Origin of the sequence: Dyella agri (assembly GCF_044904705.1) — a bacterium.
Classification (GTDB): Bacteria; Pseudomonadota; Gammaproteobacteria; order Xanthomonadales; family Rhodanobacteraceae; genus Rhodanobacter_A; species Rhodanobacter_A agri.
Genome location: NZ_JADIKL010000003.1, coordinates 16,127 through 33,715, shown reverse-complemented (window position 1 = coordinate 33,715; position 17,589 = coordinate 16,127). Strand labels below are relative to the sequence as shown.

Sequence of the window (17,589 nt, the reverse complement as noted above, 5' to 3'; positions counted from 1 at the left end):
GGCATCGGCAAGCGGATTCCGGGCGGGTACTAGCTTGGCTCGCCCAACTGCCGCAGCAGGTTGCGCAGCGGATCCAGCAGGGCGCCGTAGCGGGCCGAGCGGGCGGTGTTCGACTGCAGCGGCTGCCGCACCTGGGCGGCGCTGGCGGTGCTGCGGACCGCGCGGGCAGTTTTGTGGAATGCGAGGCAGGCCGGTTCGAACGGCAGGCCGCAGAACGCCAGCAGCTCGCGGATCCTGCCTTCCGGGTCCGCCAGCATGTCTTCGTAGACATGGTCGTGGTAGCGCTCCGTGAAGCGCTCTTTCCAGAACCGGCTGATGCGGTCGTATCCGGCGTAGTAGTGCGCCATCGATTCGAAGTCGTAGCTGAAGGCGGCGCCGTCGCCGAATAGCTGGCGGTAGCAGGCGAAACAGGTTTCCAGCGGGTCGCGCCGGGTGTTCACCACGCGGGCGCCCGGCAACATCGCCAGCGCGGGTCCGACCAGCGACCAGTTGCCGAGGTTCTTGTCGGTGAATCTGGGCTTGTCCTTGCGCCAGTGCGCGGTGCGTTCCAGGTATTCGCGGCCGAGGCGATGCCAGTCTTCGGCGCTGGCCTGCGGCGCCCATTGGGCGAGCGTCTGCTGCCTGCGCCTGGCTTCGCCCTGAAGCACCGCGGACAGGTCCGGTATTTCGTTGGCGCCCTCCACTTGGGAGTGGGAGGCGAGGATGTGCTCGGTGAGCGTCGAGCCCGAGCGGGGCAGGCAGGCAATGAAGATGACTTCGCTACCAAGGGTCGGATCGAGTGGGGCAGGCAGCGGGCGGGTGAATGTCTCGATGAGGCTGTCGATCCGCAGATGTTCGGCCTCGATGTCCCACGAGGTGAAGCGGCGCTTGGTCGCGTTGGCCGCCTGCAAGGTGCGGAAAGACGCCGTCAGCTCGTTCTGGTCCTCGAGCGCCTTGGCCAGCGCATAGCCCAGCCAGACACGGTCATCGGCGGACAGCGTGGGACGCTCCAGCAGCTGCTCGATGTGCCGGACCTCGGCGTCGTCGAGTTTCACCGTCTTGAGATTGACTAGCGAGTACCAGGCCCTGGCGTGGTTCGGATGGCTATGCAAGATGTCGCGGTAAAGCCGGATGGCTTCGTCGATGTCGCCCAGGCCGTTGAGCACGTTGGCCAGGGTCATGCGTGTCATCACGTGCGCGGGATCGAGCGCCATCGCGCGCTCCAGCGCGGGGCGCGCTTCCTCGGTGTAGCGCGCAATGTGCAGGGCGCGCCCGAGGTTGTACCAAGGTGCGCTGGCGTCGGGGGCCAGCTCGCAGGCGCGGCGCATGCTCGCAAAGGCGGCGTCGGGGTACTGGCACTGGAACAGCGCGCTGCCCAGATTCATGTGCGCGTTGAAATCGCCGGGCTCCAAGGCGACGGCATGCCGCAGGAAGCCGACGGCCATGCCTGCATTCCCGCGCATGAGCTGCACGATCCCGGAGAGCCGTTGCGCCTCGGCCGAATCCGGCGCGATCGCCACGGCCTGCCTCAGGGTCTGTTCCGCGCTGGCCAACTTTTGCGCCGCGATGGCGCGGGATGCCTTGGCCAGTAAATCGTTTAGCGACGAGGCGTCGACGGGATCCATGATGGGGCTGTCGCCGAATCCTCCGGGAGCCGGTCCGCTCCGGTCCGGTCGGGCATCGCCTTTGCCGGTACGCAAAGGGCGGGCTACCCGAAACTGAAACTATAGACCTGCAAGCCTTTCGCGGGGACATGCAGCTTCAGCACATGGATGCCGTCGGTGCCGCCGTCGAACAAGGGGTACAGGCGACTGCCTTGCACGGTGACGGGAGTCTGTGGCTTGCCGTCGATCGTCACTTCCAGCGTGATGGGCGTGCTTGCGCTGGCGACCATGTAGAGCTTGGTGGCCTTGAAGCGGATCTGGATGTCCCCTTTGGAGCCGACCAAGCCGGCATACTCGTCCGTCATGTTCCAGATGCCGGTCAGCGCATAGTGGTTGGGCGCGGGTTGCCCGGGATTGGGAAAATGGTGCAGGCCGTTGTTGCCGCTCTCGGAGCTGTCCAGGCCGGTCTGGGCTTCGGTGCCCAGCAGCATTTCCGGCGTGTCGCCTTCACCGGGGGCGTATTCGCCTGCGGCGGCGACGTCTGATTGCGCGCCCTGCCCAAGCAGCATGCGGATGGCGCTCTCCATGCGCTGGTAGCCGCCTTCGCCGTACTGATGGCCGATCAGCTGGCCGTTCTGGTCGATCAGGTATTCGGCAGGCCAGTACTGGTTGTGCCAGGCCTTCCAGGTCGCGTGCTCGCTGTCCATGGCGACCGGGTAGGTGACGCCCAGCTGCTGCACGGCGGCGGTGACATCGGCAGGGTTCTTTTCGAAATCGAATTCCGGCGAATGCACACCGACCACAACCAGGCCCTTGTCCTTGTAGGTTTCGTACAGATGCTCGACGTGCGGCATGGCGCGCACGCAGTTGATACATGAATAGGCCCAGAAATCGACCAGGACCACCTTGCCGCGCAGGCTGGCCAGGGTCAGCGGTGGCGAGTTGATCCAGTGGTCGATCCCGGCGAAGTCCGGTGCGGTCGCGGTCTGTGCCGCGATGGTGCTGCAGGACAGAAGCAGCAGGAAGGCCAGGGGGCGTATAGGCAGCTTCACGGGAGACCTCCCATCGTGGATGACGCGTGGTACATCGCGGGACGCAGCGCATGATCGCATGCCGGCGCCGTGCGCTGCGGGGCGGCGCCGGTGGACACCGCGCTCCGCAAAGCGTCGCGCGGTGTCCGGTTGGTCAATAGTCGTAGGTGACGCCGAGCTGCACGTAGCGCGGGCTTTCCATGCCCGCCGGTATCAGGTACCCCGGCAGCGGCGCCGCCGTTTTGCCATAGGCCGGGTTGATCTGGGTGATGCTCTGTTCGTTGAACACGTTGTGTATCTGCAACTGGAAGTCCAGCTTGTGCTGGGCGAAGGCCGGGCGGTAGTCCACTTGCAGGTTCAGCTGGTGCGTCCACGGCGTGTAGCCGGTGCTGCCGGGGGGTGTCGGCTTGCCGCCGCACCAGTGGTACGCGCCGCCGAACTGGGCGTAGTTCTGGTAGTTGCTCTCGTTGGGGCCGTAGTAACCCAGGCAGGATTCGGGCGTGCCCGAGGCGATGCGATAGGTGCCGCCGACCATCCACTCCGGCGTGATCGCGTAGGAGCCGTAAATCCGCAGCTGGTGCTTCTGGCTGTTGGCCTGGTCGCCGTTGGCGTACTGCATGATCTGCCAGAAGTCCCACTGCTCGGTACCCGACTGCGAGCTGCCGCCCTGGCCGATGTTCGACTGCACCGGTCCCTCGGTATCGCCGTAGCTGCGCGAGAACACGTAGTCGACCTTGCCGAACCACTTGCCGTCGAACGGATGCTCCAGGTACAGCTCGAGCGAGTAGTAGTGGCGCTTGGCCGGCGGGTAGTTGAAGACCACGCCCGGCATCTTGACCGTGCTGTAGCCGCCGGTGCCGTTCGGGATGGTCAAGGTGGCGGTGCTGCCCGGGTTGATCAGGACGCTGCCGCTGAGCATGGCCGGATCGATGGTCACGCCCTGGGCCGCGGCCAGGGCGGCGATCTGCGGTTCGTAGGCCTGCGGATCGAAGTCGTCGATGACGCGGCCCAGCTTGTTCACGATGCCGGTGACGCCATACACCCACGACGAGTTGATCTGCTGCTGCATGCCCAGCACGAACTGGTCCTGGTATTCCGCCTTGAGGGTGCCCGATGCCGCCGTCTTGGGATTGATCAGCTGGCCGTTCTCGCCGTTGACGTAATAGGTGTTGTTCGCCTGGACTGGGGTCAGGCCGGTCGGGACGCCGTCCGAACCCATGCCCGTGTAGCTGTAGAAGGTCTCTGAGTACAGCGGGTAACTTGCCTCGCGCAAGGCGACGGAGACCGGCATCGCCAGGTAGTAGCGGCCGGCGTTGCCGAACACCTTCAGGGTGGAGTCGCCGAACACGTCCCAGCTGAAGCCGATGCGCGGCGCCCACTGCGGCTTGGTCAGGCGCAGGAAGGGCTGGCCCTCCGGGTTGTAGTTGGTGAACTGGTCGTTGCGCAGGCCGATGTTGAGCAGGAGGTTCGGCGTGACCTGCCAGTTGTCCTGGATGTACTGCGCGCGCTGCTGGATGCGCAACGAAGAGGTAAGCGTGGAGAACACGTACTTGCTCACGAAGTAGGTGCCGCCGTTCGGCACGGGGCCGATCGAACCGGGGATGATGTCCTGGCCGGGCGTGCCGGTATTGCCGTACAGCCAGGCATAGCCCGGGCCGGTCATCTGCAGGCCATCGTCGAAATCGGCGTCGTCGTCGTTGTCGATGCCGAACTGGAGGTCGTGGTTGCCAAGTTTCCAGTCGAGGTCGAGGCGCAGGTTGCGCACTTCCGACTTGTGCGATGCGTTGTTGATGTTGGTGAAGAAATTGCCGCTGTGGACCGGGCTGCCGTTGGGCAGGTACGCCGGGTTCTCCTGCGACGAACTCAGGATGTTCGCCACGGTCGCGTCGTAACCCGGATACGGCGGCTGGTTGACGTAGTACTTGCCGTCCATCTTGCCGTACAGGAAGTTCAGCGTCAGGTTGTCGGTCAGGTACGAGGTGTACTTGGCGACCCAGATGTTGAAGCTGTTCTTGGTTTCCTGGCCCAGGCTTTCGAACGCGCCCCGCTGGTGCGTGGTGTTGTCGTACGCATAGAACTGGGACGGATCGTTGGTGATCGAGTTGTAGATGTCGGTCAGCGACAGGATGTTGCTTTCGTTGATGTTCCAGTCCAGCTTGAGGTAGTACTTGGGGTTGCTGGTGCGTTGGTCGGCGATGTTGCCGGCGTTGACGTTGCCCACGGTCGTGGTCTGCATCTTTTCGGCTTCGGCCGCCACGAACAGGAACAGCTTGTCCTTGATCAGCGGGCCGCCGAGGTAGGCGTCGTAGATCGTGGTCCAGCTTCTGTCGCCCTTCCTGTACTGGAAGAGCTGGCCGTCGTTGGCGACGCATTGGCCGTTGCAGCGCGGGTTGCTGTAGTAGTAGTTGTCGAAGTTGTTCTGCGCGAAGGCCGGCTGCCACAGCGCCTGGCCGCCGAAGTGCCAGTCGTTGGTGCCGCTCTTGCCCACCTGACTGATCACGCCGCCCGCCGAACGGCCATACATGGCGCCATAACCGCTGGTCAGCGTCTGCTGCTGGTCGATGGCGCCGTAGGGCAGGGCGATACCGCCGGTGTTGCTGAGCGGGTCGGAGGTGTTGAAGCCGTTGATGTAGTAGGCGTTCTCGACAATGGACGAACCGCCGAACGAAATCGGCGAATTGCCGGTGGGGCCGCTGCCCATGAACAAGGCCGCGCCTGGAACGGTGCCTGGTGCGAGCAGGGCGATGGCTTCGGCGTTGCGCGGCAGCGGCAACTGGGTGAGCTGTTTCGCGGTGATGGTCAGGTTCTGGTTGGTGGAGGTCACGTCGATCGCGGGCAGCGAGTTCGCCGTCACGGTCACCGTACTCAGGTTCTGCGCGTTCGCGCCGTTGCCGCCGGGCTGCACGAAGTCGGCTTCGGTGGCGCCGCCGGCGCTTGGGCTGACGTTGCTGTGCGACTGCACCACGGCGCCGTTCTGCATCAGATTGACCGTGTAGCTGCCGACCGGCACGGTCACTGAATAATGGCCGGAGCTGTCGACCGGAACGGTGCGGTTGAAGCCCGCGCCGCCGGCGACCTGGACCGTCGCGCCGCTGGTGGTCGGCGCGGTGCCGAAAATCGTTCCCGTCGTCGCCTGCGCATGGACGGGAGCGAATGCGGCCGCTCCATACACGCCCAGGATGGCGGCGATAGTGGTGCTCAGCGCCGAGTGGGCCATTCGATGGCTTCGACGGTTCTGTGCGAAGTGTTTGTTGTTTTGCATGCCACGCCTCTCCCAATGTGATTGCCGAGCCCGGGTCTTTGGCGCCGCCCGGACGAATTCACGTTCTTGATCAAAGCCGGTGCATGCACTGCCGCATGCATCGCCATCCTTGTGAGAATCGGAGCAAGCGCCGTTGCGCTAGCCGATCAACGCCTTCCTGCTGCAGAAATAGCCGCCCAACAGGGCATGCAGCGCGATCACACGGTTCGCATGACCGGGGCTGCCGGCATGGCCGAGCAAGTGATAGATCTGCGCGAGCGCATCGGCGCGTTGTGCCGGGTTCAATGAACCGCCGACCAGGCCGATGTAGGACTGGAGCACGCGGAACGCCGAGGCCAGCAGATTCGGGTCCACGGTGATGTGTGCTTCGGCATCGGCCGACGAGCCCTCGTCATCAGGTGGAACGGGAGCGGCCTGCGGCTTGGGTGGCCAGGTGGCAGGGTCGCCCGCGTCGCGCATGGAATCCTCGCCGGCGACCAGCCAGCGCAGGGAAATCCCGAGCGCCCGCGCGACGATGACGCAATGTTCGCGCGAGATGTCGCTGCGGCCGTGGCACCAGTCGCGCACGGTGTCTTCCGAAAAGCCGCAGCGTCGCGCGATGGCCGAGGCGCTGCCTTCGATCCGGATCAGCAACTGCATGCGCGCGGAGAGGCTGTCCAGTCCGGCGGGGACGATCGGCGGCGAGGACATCCGTGCCGGGGCCGTAGGCGGCATGGCGGGGGAAATGGTTTCCGAGGGCCTTTCCAGGACAGGCATGCCATCGTCGCCGCCGGCGAGGTCGTCGGCATGGAAGTCGCTGCGAATGGCTGCTTGAGCGGGGTGTGCGTCGAGGTGGGGGGGCGCGATCGACATCGAACTTCTCCATGGAGTGATCGAGCGACAACGTTGTGCCCGGCGATCGAGGGGGACGAACCGGGCGGATGCGTCTGCAACTGTGCGTCAGAACGTCAACGACTCGTTACAAAAGCGTCCGGTGACAAAGCCTAGGCAGGCGGAATGCTTCGGTACACGACCAATTCAGGTGGAATGGTCGAAGCCAATTCACAGGCGGGCGCGCATTCGCATCAATCGGTCGACACGATGTTGCGATGGATATCCCGCCATGAAAGATGGCGTCGTCGCGCTCGAAGAAATCTGCGGCCGGCGTTTGCCTGGCCTCAAGAAAAACGGGGAGATTGGCTATGGATGTAACACGCCGCCGCGCCTAGCCTGCGTCCATCGGCGTGGCGCCAGGGATGCGTGGGTGCCGCGCGAGGTCGTAATAGCAAGGTGGCTTTTCCCCACCCCGCGGGCGGATTTCTCCCCGGCCGCCTGCGGGCCTTTGCGAGGTGATCGCAAGTCGCGGCAGGCCATGCCGATCCTGTCGAGACTTTCGACATCCGCCGCGGGCCGTCCGGCCGCGGTATTGATTGGCGGCGACGTTTTCGTTGGCGCGCTGGACCTAGTTCTTGCGTGCGGCTACTGGAAATTAATGCACGGCGTGCCGCCGACGTGCACCTTTCAAGTGATCGCCTCGGGCGTGTTGGGAAGGCATGCCTTCGACGACAGCCCGGCGAGCCCGGCTGCGCGGTGGGCAGGCTCTAATAAGGCCTTTCGCGCAGCCACTTGGTGGCGATCCACTTCTCGCCGCGCAGCACCGGCAGGCCGGCGTGCAGCGAACTGGTGTCGCCGCCCTCGTAGGCGAAATAGACGGCCGAACCGCGCAGTGCCGTGATGGTGAGGCCGACCTCGGGAAAGGCGGTGCCGCCGCCGGCCTCGGGCGTGTTGAGATACATCACCACGCTGGCAATGCGCTGGCCGCCCAAGGCGGTGACGGCGGAGTAGCCAGGCTGCTCCGGATCGAACCAGTCGTAGTGCGGCGTGTATTCCTGCCCGGGCAGGTAGTGCAGGATCTGCAGGCCTTCGCCATGAGTCACGGGGATGCCGAGCAGTTCGGCGATGCGCTGCTCGAGCTGCGCCACCAGGGGCAGCTCACCCAGCTTGAAGAACATGCCTGCGCTGGTGCGTCGCTGGTCGACCTGCTGCTTGCCGGCGGCATCCACGGTGAGCGCGCGTGCCAGGCGCGGCTCGGCCAGCGCGATCAGCTCGTCGCATTCCTCGCCTGTCAGCAGGCCCTCGAGCACCCGCAGCGCGGGCCGGTCCATGCTGAGGGCGACGCGTATCTCGCGGTCGCCTGCCCTGGCCAACGGTGCTTCGGGATGTTTCGCACGGAGTCCGCCCGGCGCGGCCGCATCCGCCAGCAAGGTAGCCGCCGGCAGTTTCAGCACCTCGGTGATGATCGCGCGGCTCTGGTGCAGGCCATAGCCGTGCGCGCGCATCAGCTCCAGCACGGCACGCGGGTCGTGGCCGGCGTGGGCGGTGGCGAGTATCCACTCGCGCAGTTCGGGGCTGATCGTGCTGCTTGGGTTCATGGTGCCGGGCAAGCTATGAGCTTGCCCAAGCTTACTCCACGGGGCGCCACGCGATCGGCAAGGCGTACGGGCCGGCCGGCGCGACAGCTCAGCCGCGGCGCAGCATGCGGTGCGCGCAGATGGCGATCGGCAGGCCGAAGGTGAGCATGTGTATGACCATGTCGAGGGCAACCATCGGCAAGTTCGTGACTGGCTTGAAGGCAATCGCCGACAGCGGCAGCACGACCCCGTTCATCACCACATAGGCGACGAGCCCGTAGAGCAGCCCGCAGACGACGTAGCGACGCAGCAGCAGGGGCAGGCGCTGCGCCGCCAGCACGTAGGCGGCTGCCGCTGCCAGCGAGATGAGCAGGTGGAGGGCGGCGCCGCCGAGTGCCGACGGCAGGCCGCCGAAGTACGCGGCCTTGCCGGTCAGGCCGCTGGTGATGGACTGGAATACCTGCGCCGGCGTGGCGCCGAGCGCCACCTGCATGGGCAGTACCACCAGCATTTCAGTCGTGGCGGCAACGGTGCCTGCCACCAGGGTGGCGCGGAGGGTCTGCGGGGCGGTCGCTGGCGCGGCCATCGCGGCGGTTGCTGTCGTCGACATCGGTGCATGCTCCATGGGGGGCGCGTGGGGAGGTCCGTTCGCGGCAGGGAGGTTGCCAGGCGAGCCGGAGGCGTCGCGGTGGGGGCGCGGCGCCAGCGGCACAGGATAGGCAGGAGCCGTCAGCTTTCTACGGCCAATCGGAGCGAATTCGGCCAAGCCAATCGGGCGGAAGTCAGTCCGTCTTGGCCGGGACTGCGTCCAGGCATTCGCCGAACAGGCGCATCGCTTCGCGCAACTCGGTGCTGGACAGGTTGCAGTAGCCGAGCAGCAGGCCGGGCCGGGGCGGCGGCACGAAGTAATGCGGCGCCATGGGATGCAGGCCGAGGCCGCGGTCGTGCGCGTAGGCGATCAAGGCTTCGGCGCGGGCGTGGTCGTAGTCCCGCAGCCACGCCGCCACGTGCATGCCGGCCGGCGAATGGACAATCTGCACGCGTTCGCCGGCGTAACGCTGCAGGCCGGCGATCAAGGTCTCGCGACGATTTTTCAGCTCCTTGCGCGCATGGCGCAGATGCCGTTCGAAGCCGCCGCTTTCCATGAAATGCGCCAGTGCCGCCTGTTCGATGGCGGGCGAAGACATGTCGCACAGATACTTCGCGGCATTGAAGTCGTCGCGCAACGCCGTCGGCAGCACCATGTAGCCGATGCGCAGGGCGCCGAACAAGGTCTTGGAAAAGGTGCCCACGTAGATCACGCGGTCGTTTTCGTCCAGCGAGCGCAGCGCGGCCAGCGGGTGGCCGTCGTAGCGGAGTTCGCCGTCGTAGTCGTCCTCGACGATCCAGCTGCGCTTGCTGGCCGCATAGCGCAACAGTTCGAGCCGGCGCGGCAGCGACATCACGCTGCCCGTGGGGAACTGGTGCGAGGGCGTCACGCTGATCAATTTCGGTGGCGCGTCCGGCAGCTCGGCGCAGACCAGGCCTTCGTCGTCGGTGCGCACCGGATACAGGTTCGCGCCATGCGCGACCAGGACGTGATAGGCGCCGAAATAGTTCGGGTCCTCCAGTACCGCGGTGTCGCCCTCGTCGAGCAGCACGCGTGCGCACAACGCATAGGCCTGCTGGGTGCCGGTGACGATCTGCACGTTCTCCGGCCGCGTCTGCACGCCGCGGCGGCGCGCAAGGTAGTCGCAGATCTGCTGGCGCAGGGCCGGCAAGCCCCACGAACTGGTCACCCTGAGCGAGGAGTACGCGGCCGCACGCGCCAGCTCACGTCCCCATGCGGCATTCAGGGCGGGATTGGTCACGGGATCGCCGTACAGGAGATCGTAGCGCAGGCCGTAGTGCATGCCCGCGATCCCGCGGTTGCGCAGGTTCCGGGCGCGCTCGGTATAGCGCGAGGTGGGCGGAGCGGTCGCGTTGTCGTCGGGTTGCTGCGACGACGCGAGCTGGAGGCGGGACACGTAGCTGCCGGAGCCGACGCGGCCGTAGATGAAGCCCTCGGCGCGCAGCTGCTCGTAGGCGGCCAGCATGGTGGTGCGCGATACCTCGAGTTGCTGGGCCAGTTCGCGCGTGGACGGCAGGCGCGTGCCGGCGGCCATGCGGCCGTCGAGGATGGCGCCCTTCAGTGCCCGGGTGAGCTGTGCGTACTGCGGGCCGATACCGTCCAGGTCGAGAAACATGCGTGCGCACTTTCGGATGGGGCGCCGGGGGAGGCGGCTGCGCCGAGAGTTTTCGCACAATGACAGCGGCGTATCAATCCTGAACGATGGTTGGCCCGGTTCGGCCGAACCCGAAGGAGCACGGGCGCGGGATGTTTGCGGGGTGTCCGGGATGCATGTGTCGCTTGGAGGCCTGCCGTGCGGGGTGCGGAGGCTGTGCCGGGCGTGTTCGGGAAACGAAATGCGTGTACGGAGCTCGTCACTCGCGAAATCCGCCGCACTGCCGCTCCTGGCGGCATCGCCGGGCAGTTCCACCCGAGAAGCTGCGGTCGGCGTTGCCATGGCCTTGCTCCGCGATCAGGGAAAGGGGAGAAGGGTTCGCCTGGGGTTGGGGAGAGCCGCCAGGCGAACCAGACGCTGCGCCGGGGAACGGTAGGCGATGCCGCCAACGATTCGTTGCGAAAGCGCCCGTCGATCAGCCTAGGCGTGTGCAGCAGCGCGATACACAGCCAATTCGCGCGAAATTGCCGGAGCCACTCGGAAGATGTCGCGAGGCCGTGAATGACCGCGCCAGACGTGCATGCAACACGTCGTCATCGACGGCGTGGCCTGGCCGGCGCCGGTTTGGTTGAAGGGCGTGGGGCGCATTTGCGCGGCGGCGCGTGATGCGCGCCAGGCCCGGCCACATGGGCCGAGCCTGGCGTTGGTGCGCGGCGAAGCCGCGCGACGATCAGTCAAACACCCGGAAGACGCTTTCCGCTCCAGGCACTCCGGCTACCGGCTTACTTCAGTTTGTCCCACAGGAAGTCGTAGACCATCGCGTGCATGTGCGCGGATTGCTTGTTGTCCGCGCCGGCACCGTGGCCGCCTTCCAGGTTCTCGTAGAACCATACGTTGGGGATGTCCATGCCTTCCATCTTCGCGGCCATCTTGCGTGCCTGTGCCGGGCCGACGCGATCGTCGCTGGTGGTGGTGTAGAACAGCACCGGCGGATAGTGCGTTTCCTTGTGCAGGTTCTGGTAGGGCGAGAAGGTCTTGATGAAGCTCCACTGCTTCGGATCGTCGGGGTTGCCGTATTCGGCGATCCACGAAGCGCCGGCGTCGAGGTGGATGTAACGCTTCATGTCGAGCAACGGCACTTCGCAGGCGATCGCGCCGAACAGCTGCGGGTACTGGGTGAGCATGTTGCCCATCAGCAGGCCGCCGTTGCTGCCGCCCTCGGCGCCGAGGTGCTTCGCGGAGGTGATGCCGCGCTTCACCAGATCCTCGGCCACCGCGGCAAAATCCTGGTAGGCCTTGGGCCGGTTCGCCTGCAGCGCGGCCTGATGCCAGGCCGGGCCGTATTCGCCGCCGCCGCGGATGTTGGCGATCACGTACACGCCGCCGCGATCCAGCCAGGTGCGGCCGACCGAGCCGGAATAGAACGGCTGCAGCGAGACTTCGAAGCCGCCATAGCCATACAGCAGGGTGCGGTTCGAGCCGTCGAGCTTCATGTTCTTCGGCGCGATTTCGAAATAAGGCACGCGGGTGCCGTCCTTCGAGGTGACGAAGTGCTGGCTCACGGCGAACTTCGAGGCGTCGAAGAAGGCGGGTTGGTGCTTGATCGTCTCGGCCTTGCCCTGGCCCAGCACGCCGCGCTCCAGCGTGGGCGGGGTAAGGAAGCCGGTGACGGTGAGCCAGTACTCGTCACTGTGGTCCGGGTCGGTGTCGGTCACCGCCACCGTGCTCATCGCCGGGGCGCCCGGCATGGCCTCGCGCTTCCAGTCGCCCGCAGTTGCGGAATTTTCGGGGGGCGTCAGCACTTCCAGCCGGCTCTTCACGTCGTCCAGCACGTCGAGGATCAGGTGGTGCTGCGTCCAGGCGTAGTTGGAGAGCGCCGTGTGCGCATCGGGCTTGAACAACACGGTGAACGCGCGCTTGCCGGCCATGAAGTCGTCGAACTTCATGGTGATCAGCGCGCCATTGGGGTAGGTGGCGCCGCCCACCGTCCACGGCGAGCGCAGCGTCACCAGCAGCCATTCGCGGTGTGCGTCGGCGCTGGCGTCGCTGGGGATGTCGAGCTTCGCGAGCTTGCCGTCCTTGCGCAGGTAGGTATCGCTGTGGAAGAAGTCGGTGGACACCTGCACGAAGTCGCGTTCGAAGCCGGGGGTAAGGTCGCGGTAGGCGTTCACCAACATATCAGTGGGCTTGCCTTCGTATATGGTCGGGGCGGTGGCGAGCGGCGTGCCACGCGTCCACTCCTTGGCGATGCGCGGATAGCTCGATGTCGTCATCGAACCGGGGCCGAAATCGGTGCCCACGTAGATGTGGTCCTGGTCGATCCAGCCCACCTGGGTCTTGGCGATCGGCAGTTCGAGGCCATCCTTCACGAAAGACTTGGAGGAAAGGTCGAACTCGCGCACCGTCACCGCGTCGCCACCGTCGGGCGACAGCGAGAGCAGGCATCGCGTGTAGGCGGGCTTCAGGCATTGCGCGCCCTTGAACACCCAGCGCTTGCCCTCGGCCTTGTTGAGCGCATCCACGTCAAGCACGGTTTCCCACTTCGGGTCGGCCTTGCGGTATTCGGCCAGCGTGGTGCGGCGCCACAGGCCGCGCGGATGCGTCTTGTCCTGCCAGAAGTTGTAGAGGTACTCGCCCATGCGGCTCACGTAGGGGATGCGCGCGTCGGAATCGAGCACCTCGAGGATCTGGTTGCGGGTGTGGTCGAACCCGGCCGAGCTGGCGAAGGCCTTCTCGGTGATCGCGTTCTGCTGCTTCACCCAATCCATCGCACGAGCGTCGTGGGTCGCTTCCAGCCACAGGTAGGGATCGTCGCTGGCGGCGGGCTGGTCGGTGGTCGCGGCATGGGCGGTGTTCATGCCGCCCAGTGTGATGCCCAATGCGAGCGCCAGCCAGAGGGAAGTCTTGGAATTCATGGAAGCTCCTTGTCGGATGACCGTGTGTTGCGGCGAACGCTTGAGTGTGACGGCGTGGCGTGGCGTGTGCGTGTGGCTGAAGTCAGGTGCCAGAAATGCGACAGGCCCCGCGAACGGGGCCTGTCGCCGTGGCGGATCCGATCAATGCAGCAGCGGGATGATCAGCAGCGCCACGATGTTGATGATCTTGATCAGCGGATTCACCGCGGGGCCGGCGGTGTCCTTGTACGGATCGCCGACGGTGTCGCCGGTGACGGCGGCCTTGTGCGCTTCCGAACCCTTGCCGCCGTGGTGGCCGTCTTCGATGTACTTCTTGGCGTTGTCCCAGGCGCCACCGCCGGTGGTCATCGAGATCGCCACGAACAGGCCGGTGACGATGGTGCCGATCAGCACGCCGCCCAGCGCCTTCGGCCCCAGCAGAAGGCCTACCACGATGGGTACGATCACCGGCAGCAGCGAAGGCACGATCATCTCCCTGATCGCCGAGCGGGTGAGCATGTCCACCGCCTTGTCGTACTGCGGTTTGCCGGTGCCGTCCATGATGCCGATGATGTCGCGGAACTGGCGGCGCACTTCCTCTACCACCGCGCCCGCAGCGCGGCCCACCGCTTCCATTGCCATCGCGCCGAACAGATAAGGGATCAGGCCGCCGATCAGCAGGCCGATGATCACCATGTGATCGGAAAGGTCGAAGCTGTAGGTCGTGTCCGGATGGTTCACCGCGAGGTTGTGCGTGTAGTCGGCGAAGAGCACGAGCGCGGCGAGCGCGGCCGAGCCGATCGCGTAACCCTTGGTCACTGCCTTGGTGGTGTTGCCCACCGCGTCCAGCGGGTCGGTGACGCCGCGCACCTCCGGCGGCAGGTCGGCCATCTCGGCGATGCCGCCGGCGTTGTCGGTGATCGGGCCGTAGGCGTCCAGCGCCACGATCATGCCGGCCATCGAAAGCATCGAGGTTGCCGCGATCGCGATGCCGTACAGGCCGCCGTGCTCGTAGGCACCCCAGATCGCCAGGCAGATCGCCACCACTGGCAGGCCAGTGGCCTTCATCGATACGCCGAGGCCCGCGATGATGTTGGTGCCGTGGCCGGTGGTGGAGGCTTGGGCAATGTGCTTGACCGGCTTGTAGTCGGTGCCGGTGTAGTACTCGGTGATCCACACGATGGCGCCGGTGAGCACCAGGCCGATCAGCGAGCAGAACCACAGGTTCAGTGCGCCGTAGCTGAAGCCGCCCATCAGCCGCATGGTGATCGGGTAGAACGCTATCGCCGCCAGCACGCCCGACACCACCACGCCCTTGTACAGCGCGCCCATGATCGAGCCGCCGGGCTTCACACGCACGAACAGCGTGCCGATGATGGAGGCGATGATGGATACCGCGCCAAGCAGCAGCGGATACAGCACGGCGGTAGCGCCAGCGTTGGTCAGCGTAAGGCCGCCCAGCAGCATGGTGGCGATCACCGTCACCGCATAGGTCTCGAACAGATCGGCCGCCATGCCTGCACAGTCGCCCACGTTGTCGCCTACGTTGTCGGCGATCACCGCCGGGTTGCGCGGGTCGTCCTCGGGAATGCCCGCCTCGACCTTGCCCACCAGGTCGGCGCCGACGTCGGCGCCCTTGGTGAAGATGCCGCCGCCGAGGCGTGCGAAGATCGAGATCAGCGAACTGCCAAAGGCCAGGCCCACCAGCGCGTGCAGCGCGTTGTCATTGGTGATGCCGATGCGGTTGAGGATCAGCCAGTAGCCGGCCACGCCCAGCAGCGCCAGGCCCACCACCAGCATGCCGGTGATCGCGCCGCCGCGGAACGCCACATCCATCGCCGGGCCCAGGCCTTGCCGCGCCGCCTCGGCGGTGCGCACGTTCGCGCGCACCGAGACGTTCATGCCGATATAGCCGGCCGCACCGGAAAGCACCGCGCCGATCAGGAAGCCGATCGCGGTCGGCCAACTCAGGAAGAAACCGATCAGGACAAACAGCACCACCCCGACGATGCCGATCGTGCCGTACTGGCGGTTGAGGTAGGCGCGGGCGCCCTCCTGCACCGCCGCGGCGATTTCCTGCATCCGTGCATTGCCCGGCGATTGCGCCAGAACCCAGCGTGCCGATATTGCGCCATACAACACTGCCACCACCGCACACGCGAGCACGATCCACCAGCCAAACTGCTGCAGCATCGGAGCCTCCCCATGGGTTGTAATGGCCGTCCGGAGCGGGCGGTCCAAGGGAGTATAGGCAGAGCCCGCCGTGTATTCCGTTGTGCGGCGCAACGGGATACGCGGAAATGCGAAGGCCGCACATCGCTGCGCGGCCTTCGACATTGTGCTGGTGACTCAGTGTGTGGCGATGTCGAGGATGATGCCGGTGGCGAGTGCGACCAGCAGGTAGTCGTTGTTCTCCGCCCGCACCCAGCCATAGCCGCGTGGTGGCGGGCGCAGGCGGTAGTGGCCGTAGTCATGCACCACGTAGATCGGGCCACCGTAGCGATGGCCGCGTTCCCAGCGGCGATAGTGATCGTGGTCGTGTACGACCACGTAGCGGCGACCGTCGTAGCGATCGTGTCCACGGTATTCCGGCCGGCCGTGGCGGTCGTGCCCGTGATCGTGGCCGTGGCGGTGGCGGTGGCCGCGATCGTGATCGTGATCGGCCAGCGCCGCGGTGCTGCCGGCGAACAGCGGCAAGGCAAGCATCAGGCTGTACATGGTCTTCATCGCGGTACCTCCGGTCCTGCCGTCTGGCGGCTCGGCGTGAATCGTATGAAGTTGCGCCTGAACGAAAGATATGTCGATGCCGCGCCGTTCTCGGGCATGGGTTCGCCGATGGCTGGCTGCGCAGGGATGACACAGTCAGCAGATAGCGACGCACGCGGCATAGTAGGCTGTGTGGATGGACTCTATCGACTTCGCGCCACGCCGCGCCGCCTTCCGCAAACTGCATGAAAGCGGTTGTTTCATGCTCCCCAACCCCTGGGATCCCGGCTCCGCCTGGGCGCTTCAGCAGCTCGGCTTCAAGGCGCTGGCGACTACCAGTTCGGGTTCCGCATGGTCGCGGGCGCACGCCGACAACGCGATGGACGTGAACGCGGTGCTGGCGCACTGCCGCGCAATCGTGGGGGCCACCGACCTGCCGGTGAACGCCGATTTCGAGGACGGGCATGCCCGCGACCTCAAGGAGCTGGCGGACAATGTGCGCCGATGCGTCGACACCGGCGTGGCCGGCTTGTCGATCGAGGACTCCACCGGCGATGCCGCACGGCCGCTGTACGAGCTCGACGAAGCCGTGGCGCGCATGCGCGCCGCGCGGGCGGCGATCGATGCCTCGGGCCAGGACGTGATGCTGATCGGGCGTGCCGAATGTTTTCTCGTCGGCCACCCCGACCCGCTGGACGAATCGCTGAAGCGCTTGCGGGCTTATGCCGAAGCCGGCGCGGACTGCCTGTACGCGCCGGGCCTGCGCACCAGCGAACAGATCGAGGCGGTGGTGCGTGCCGTCGCGCCAAAGCCGGTCAACGTGCTGGTCGGTTACGCCGCGCCATTCACGCAGGCCGATCTCGCCAAGCTCGGTGTGCGCCGGATCAGTGTGGGCGGCGCACTGGCGGGCGCTGCCTGGGGCGGCTTCCTGCGCGCCGCGCGCGGCCTGGCCGAGGGGCGTTTCGACGGCTTCGCCGACAACGCCACCCACGCGGAAATCGATGGCTTTTTCTGAGCAAGGTCCAGTCCGGCGAGCGCCGCGTGGCTTGCCCACTGCTCGCCAGAGGCGTGCGCGATAGCAGGGCTTGTTTCACCGTGAATTCACCGGTGCCTGTCATGGTGGTCCAGGATTCCCTGGAGGCGACACCATGATCACCCCGATTGTTTTTGACGCGGACAACGTGATCGGCATGCGCGTCGACGGCCAGATTGTCGCCGCGGACTTGGACCGGATCGCGGCGACGGTGGAAGAGAAGCTGGCCCACCACGACAAGCTGCGGGTCTATGCCGAAGTGCCCTCCTTCGAGGGCATCTCGATCGAGGGCTTCTTCAAGGACCTGCAGCTCGGCTTGCGCCACTGGAACCGCTTCGAAAAAGAGGCGGTCGTGTCGGACGAACAATGGATGCACAAACTGGCGCCGCTGAGCGGTCACCTGGTGCCGGGTCTGGAAGTAAAAGTCTTCGCCAGCAAGGAGTCCGCCGTGGCCAAGGCGTGGGTCGTCGCCTGACCCCGCGCGGG

Annotated in this window: 12 protein-coding genes; 2 read left to right on the top strand and 10 right to left on the bottom strand. The window is 66.0% G+C overall.

Translation table 11 applies throughout. From position 1 onward, the window contains the following. Positions 1–29: 29 nt before the first annotated feature. The 10 genes from ISP14_RS06120 to ISP14_RS06075 form a co-directional block, all read right to left on the bottom strand. On the bottom strand, positions 30–1,604 hold the full coding sequence (locus tag ISP14_RS06120; protein ID WP_404537208.1) for a tetratricopeptide repeat-containing sulfotransferase family protein: 1,575 nt from the start codon (positions 1,602–1,604) through the stop codon (positions 30–32). Positions 1,605–1,687: 83 nt separating this feature from the next. Further along, on the bottom strand, positions 1,688–2,635 hold the full coding sequence (locus tag ISP14_RS06115) for a thioredoxin family protein (protein ID WP_404537206.1): 948 nt from the start codon (positions 2,633–2,635) through the stop codon (positions 1,688–1,690). A 133-nt stretch (positions 2,636–2,768) separates the two neighbouring features. Then, entirely contained in the window at positions 2,769–5,831 is a 3,063-nt protein-coding gene (locus ISP14_RS06110) for a TonB-dependent receptor plug domain-containing protein (protein ID WP_404537204.1), read from the bottom strand. Positions 5,832–6,014: 183 nt separating this feature from the next. Then, positions 6,015–6,728, bottom strand: a complete 714-nt coding sequence (locus ISP14_RS06105) for a helix-turn-helix domain-containing protein (protein ID WP_404537202.1) — start codon at positions 6,726–6,728, stop codon at positions 6,015–6,017. A gap of 728 nt (positions 6,729–7,456) precedes the next feature. Next, on the bottom strand, positions 7,457–8,287 hold the full coding sequence (locus tag ISP14_RS06100) for a 2OG-Fe(II) oxygenase (RefSeq protein WP_404537200.1): 831 nt from the start codon (positions 8,285–8,287) through the stop codon (positions 7,457–7,459). Positions 8,288–8,375: 88 nt separating this feature from the next. After that, the gene (locus tag ISP14_RS06095) at positions 8,376–8,891 is read right to left on the bottom strand and encodes a hypothetical protein (RefSeq protein ID WP_404537198.1); all 516 of its coding nucleotides are present in this window, start codon (positions 8,889–8,891) and stop codon (positions 8,376–8,378) included. 157 nt (positions 8,892–9,048) lie between these two features. After that, on the bottom strand, positions 9,049–10,491 hold the full coding sequence (pdxR, locus tag ISP14_RS06090) for a MocR-like pyridoxine biosynthesis transcription factor PdxR (RefSeq protein WP_404537196.1): 1,443 nt from the start codon (positions 10,489–10,491) through the stop codon (positions 9,049–9,051). Between the two features lie 761 nt (positions 10,492–11,252). Further along, positions 11,253–13,385: a prolyl oligopeptidase family serine peptidase gene (locus tag ISP14_RS06085; protein WP_404537194.1), complete on the bottom strand. Its 2,133-nt coding sequence runs from the start codon at positions 13,383–13,385 to the stop codon at positions 11,253–11,255. 141 nt (positions 13,386–13,526) lie between these two features. Next, positions 13,527–15,557, bottom strand: a complete 2,031-nt coding sequence (locus ISP14_RS06080) for a sodium-translocating pyrophosphatase (protein WP_404537192.1) — start codon at positions 15,555–15,557, stop codon at positions 13,527–13,529. Between the two features lie 156 nt (positions 15,558–15,713). Then, positions 15,714–16,091 (bottom strand): RcnB family protein, encoded by a 378-nt coding sequence (locus ISP14_RS06075; protein ID WP_404537190.1) that lies wholly within the window; start codon positions 16,089–16,091, stop codon positions 15,714–15,716. A gap of 175 nt (positions 16,092–16,266) precedes the next feature. On the opposite strand from ISP14_RS06075, the gene ISP14_RS06070 reads away from it, so the two are divergent. Together ISP14_RS06070 and ISP14_RS06065 are read left to right on the top strand one after the other, a co-directional pair. Next, the gene (locus tag ISP14_RS06070) at positions 16,267–17,085 is read left to right on the top strand and encodes an isocitrate lyase/PEP mutase family protein (RefSeq protein WP_404537188.1); all 819 of its coding nucleotides are present in this window, start codon (positions 16,267–16,269) and stop codon (positions 17,083–17,085) included. A 133-nt stretch (positions 17,086–17,218) separates the two neighbouring features. Further along, on the top strand, positions 17,219–17,578 hold the full coding sequence (locus tag ISP14_RS06065) for a SpoIIAA family protein (RefSeq protein WP_404537186.1): 360 nt from the start codon (positions 17,219–17,221) through the stop codon (positions 17,576–17,578). Positions 17,579–17,589 lie beyond the last annotated feature (11 nt).

What these genes read in the sequence shown, in the direction of transcription:
- ISP14_RS06120 (WP_404537208.1), bottom strand. Translation starts at nt 1,604, where the DNA reads ATGGATCCCGTCGACGCCTCGTCGCTAAACGATTTACTGGCCAAGGCA.
- ISP14_RS06110 (WP_404537204.1), bottom strand. Translation starts at nt 5,831, where the DNA reads ATGGCCCACTCGGCGCTGAGCACCACTATCGCCGCCATCCTGGGCGTG.
- ISP14_RS06105 (WP_404537202.1), bottom strand. Translation starts at nt 6,728, where the DNA reads ATGTCGATCGCGCCCCCCCACCTCGACGCACACCCCGCTCAAGCAGCC.
- ISP14_RS06100 (WP_404537200.1), bottom strand. Translation starts at nt 8,287, where the DNA reads ATGAACCCAAGCAGCACGATCAGCCCCGAACTGCGCGAGTGGATACTC.
- ISP14_RS06095 (WP_404537198.1), bottom strand. Translation starts at nt 8,891, where the DNA reads ATGGAGCATGCACCGATGTCGACGACAGCAACCGCCGCGATGGCCGCG.
- pdxR (WP_404537196.1), bottom strand. Translation starts at nt 10,491, where the DNA reads ATGTTTCTCGACCTGGACGGTATCGGCCCGCAGTACGCACAGCTCACC.
- ISP14_RS06085 (WP_404537194.1), bottom strand. Translation starts at nt 13,385, where the DNA reads ATGAATTCCAAGACTTCCCTCTGGCTGGCGCTCGCATTGGGCATCACA.
- ISP14_RS06080 (WP_404537192.1), bottom strand. Translation starts at nt 15,557, where the DNA reads ATGCTGCAGCAGTTTGGCTGGTGGATCGTGCTCGCGTGTGCGGTGGTG.
- ISP14_RS06075 (WP_404537190.1), bottom strand. Translation starts at nt 16,091, where the DNA reads ATGAAGACCATGTACAGCCTGATGCTTGCCTTGCCGCTGTTCGCCGGC.
- ISP14_RS06070 (WP_404537188.1), top strand. Translation starts at nt 16,267, where the DNA reads ATGGACTCTATCGACTTCGCGCCACGCCGCGCCGCCTTCCGCAAACTG.
- ISP14_RS06065 (WP_404537186.1), top strand. Translation starts at nt 17,219, where the DNA reads ATGATCACCCCGATTGTTTTTGACGCGGACAACGTGATCGGCATGCGC.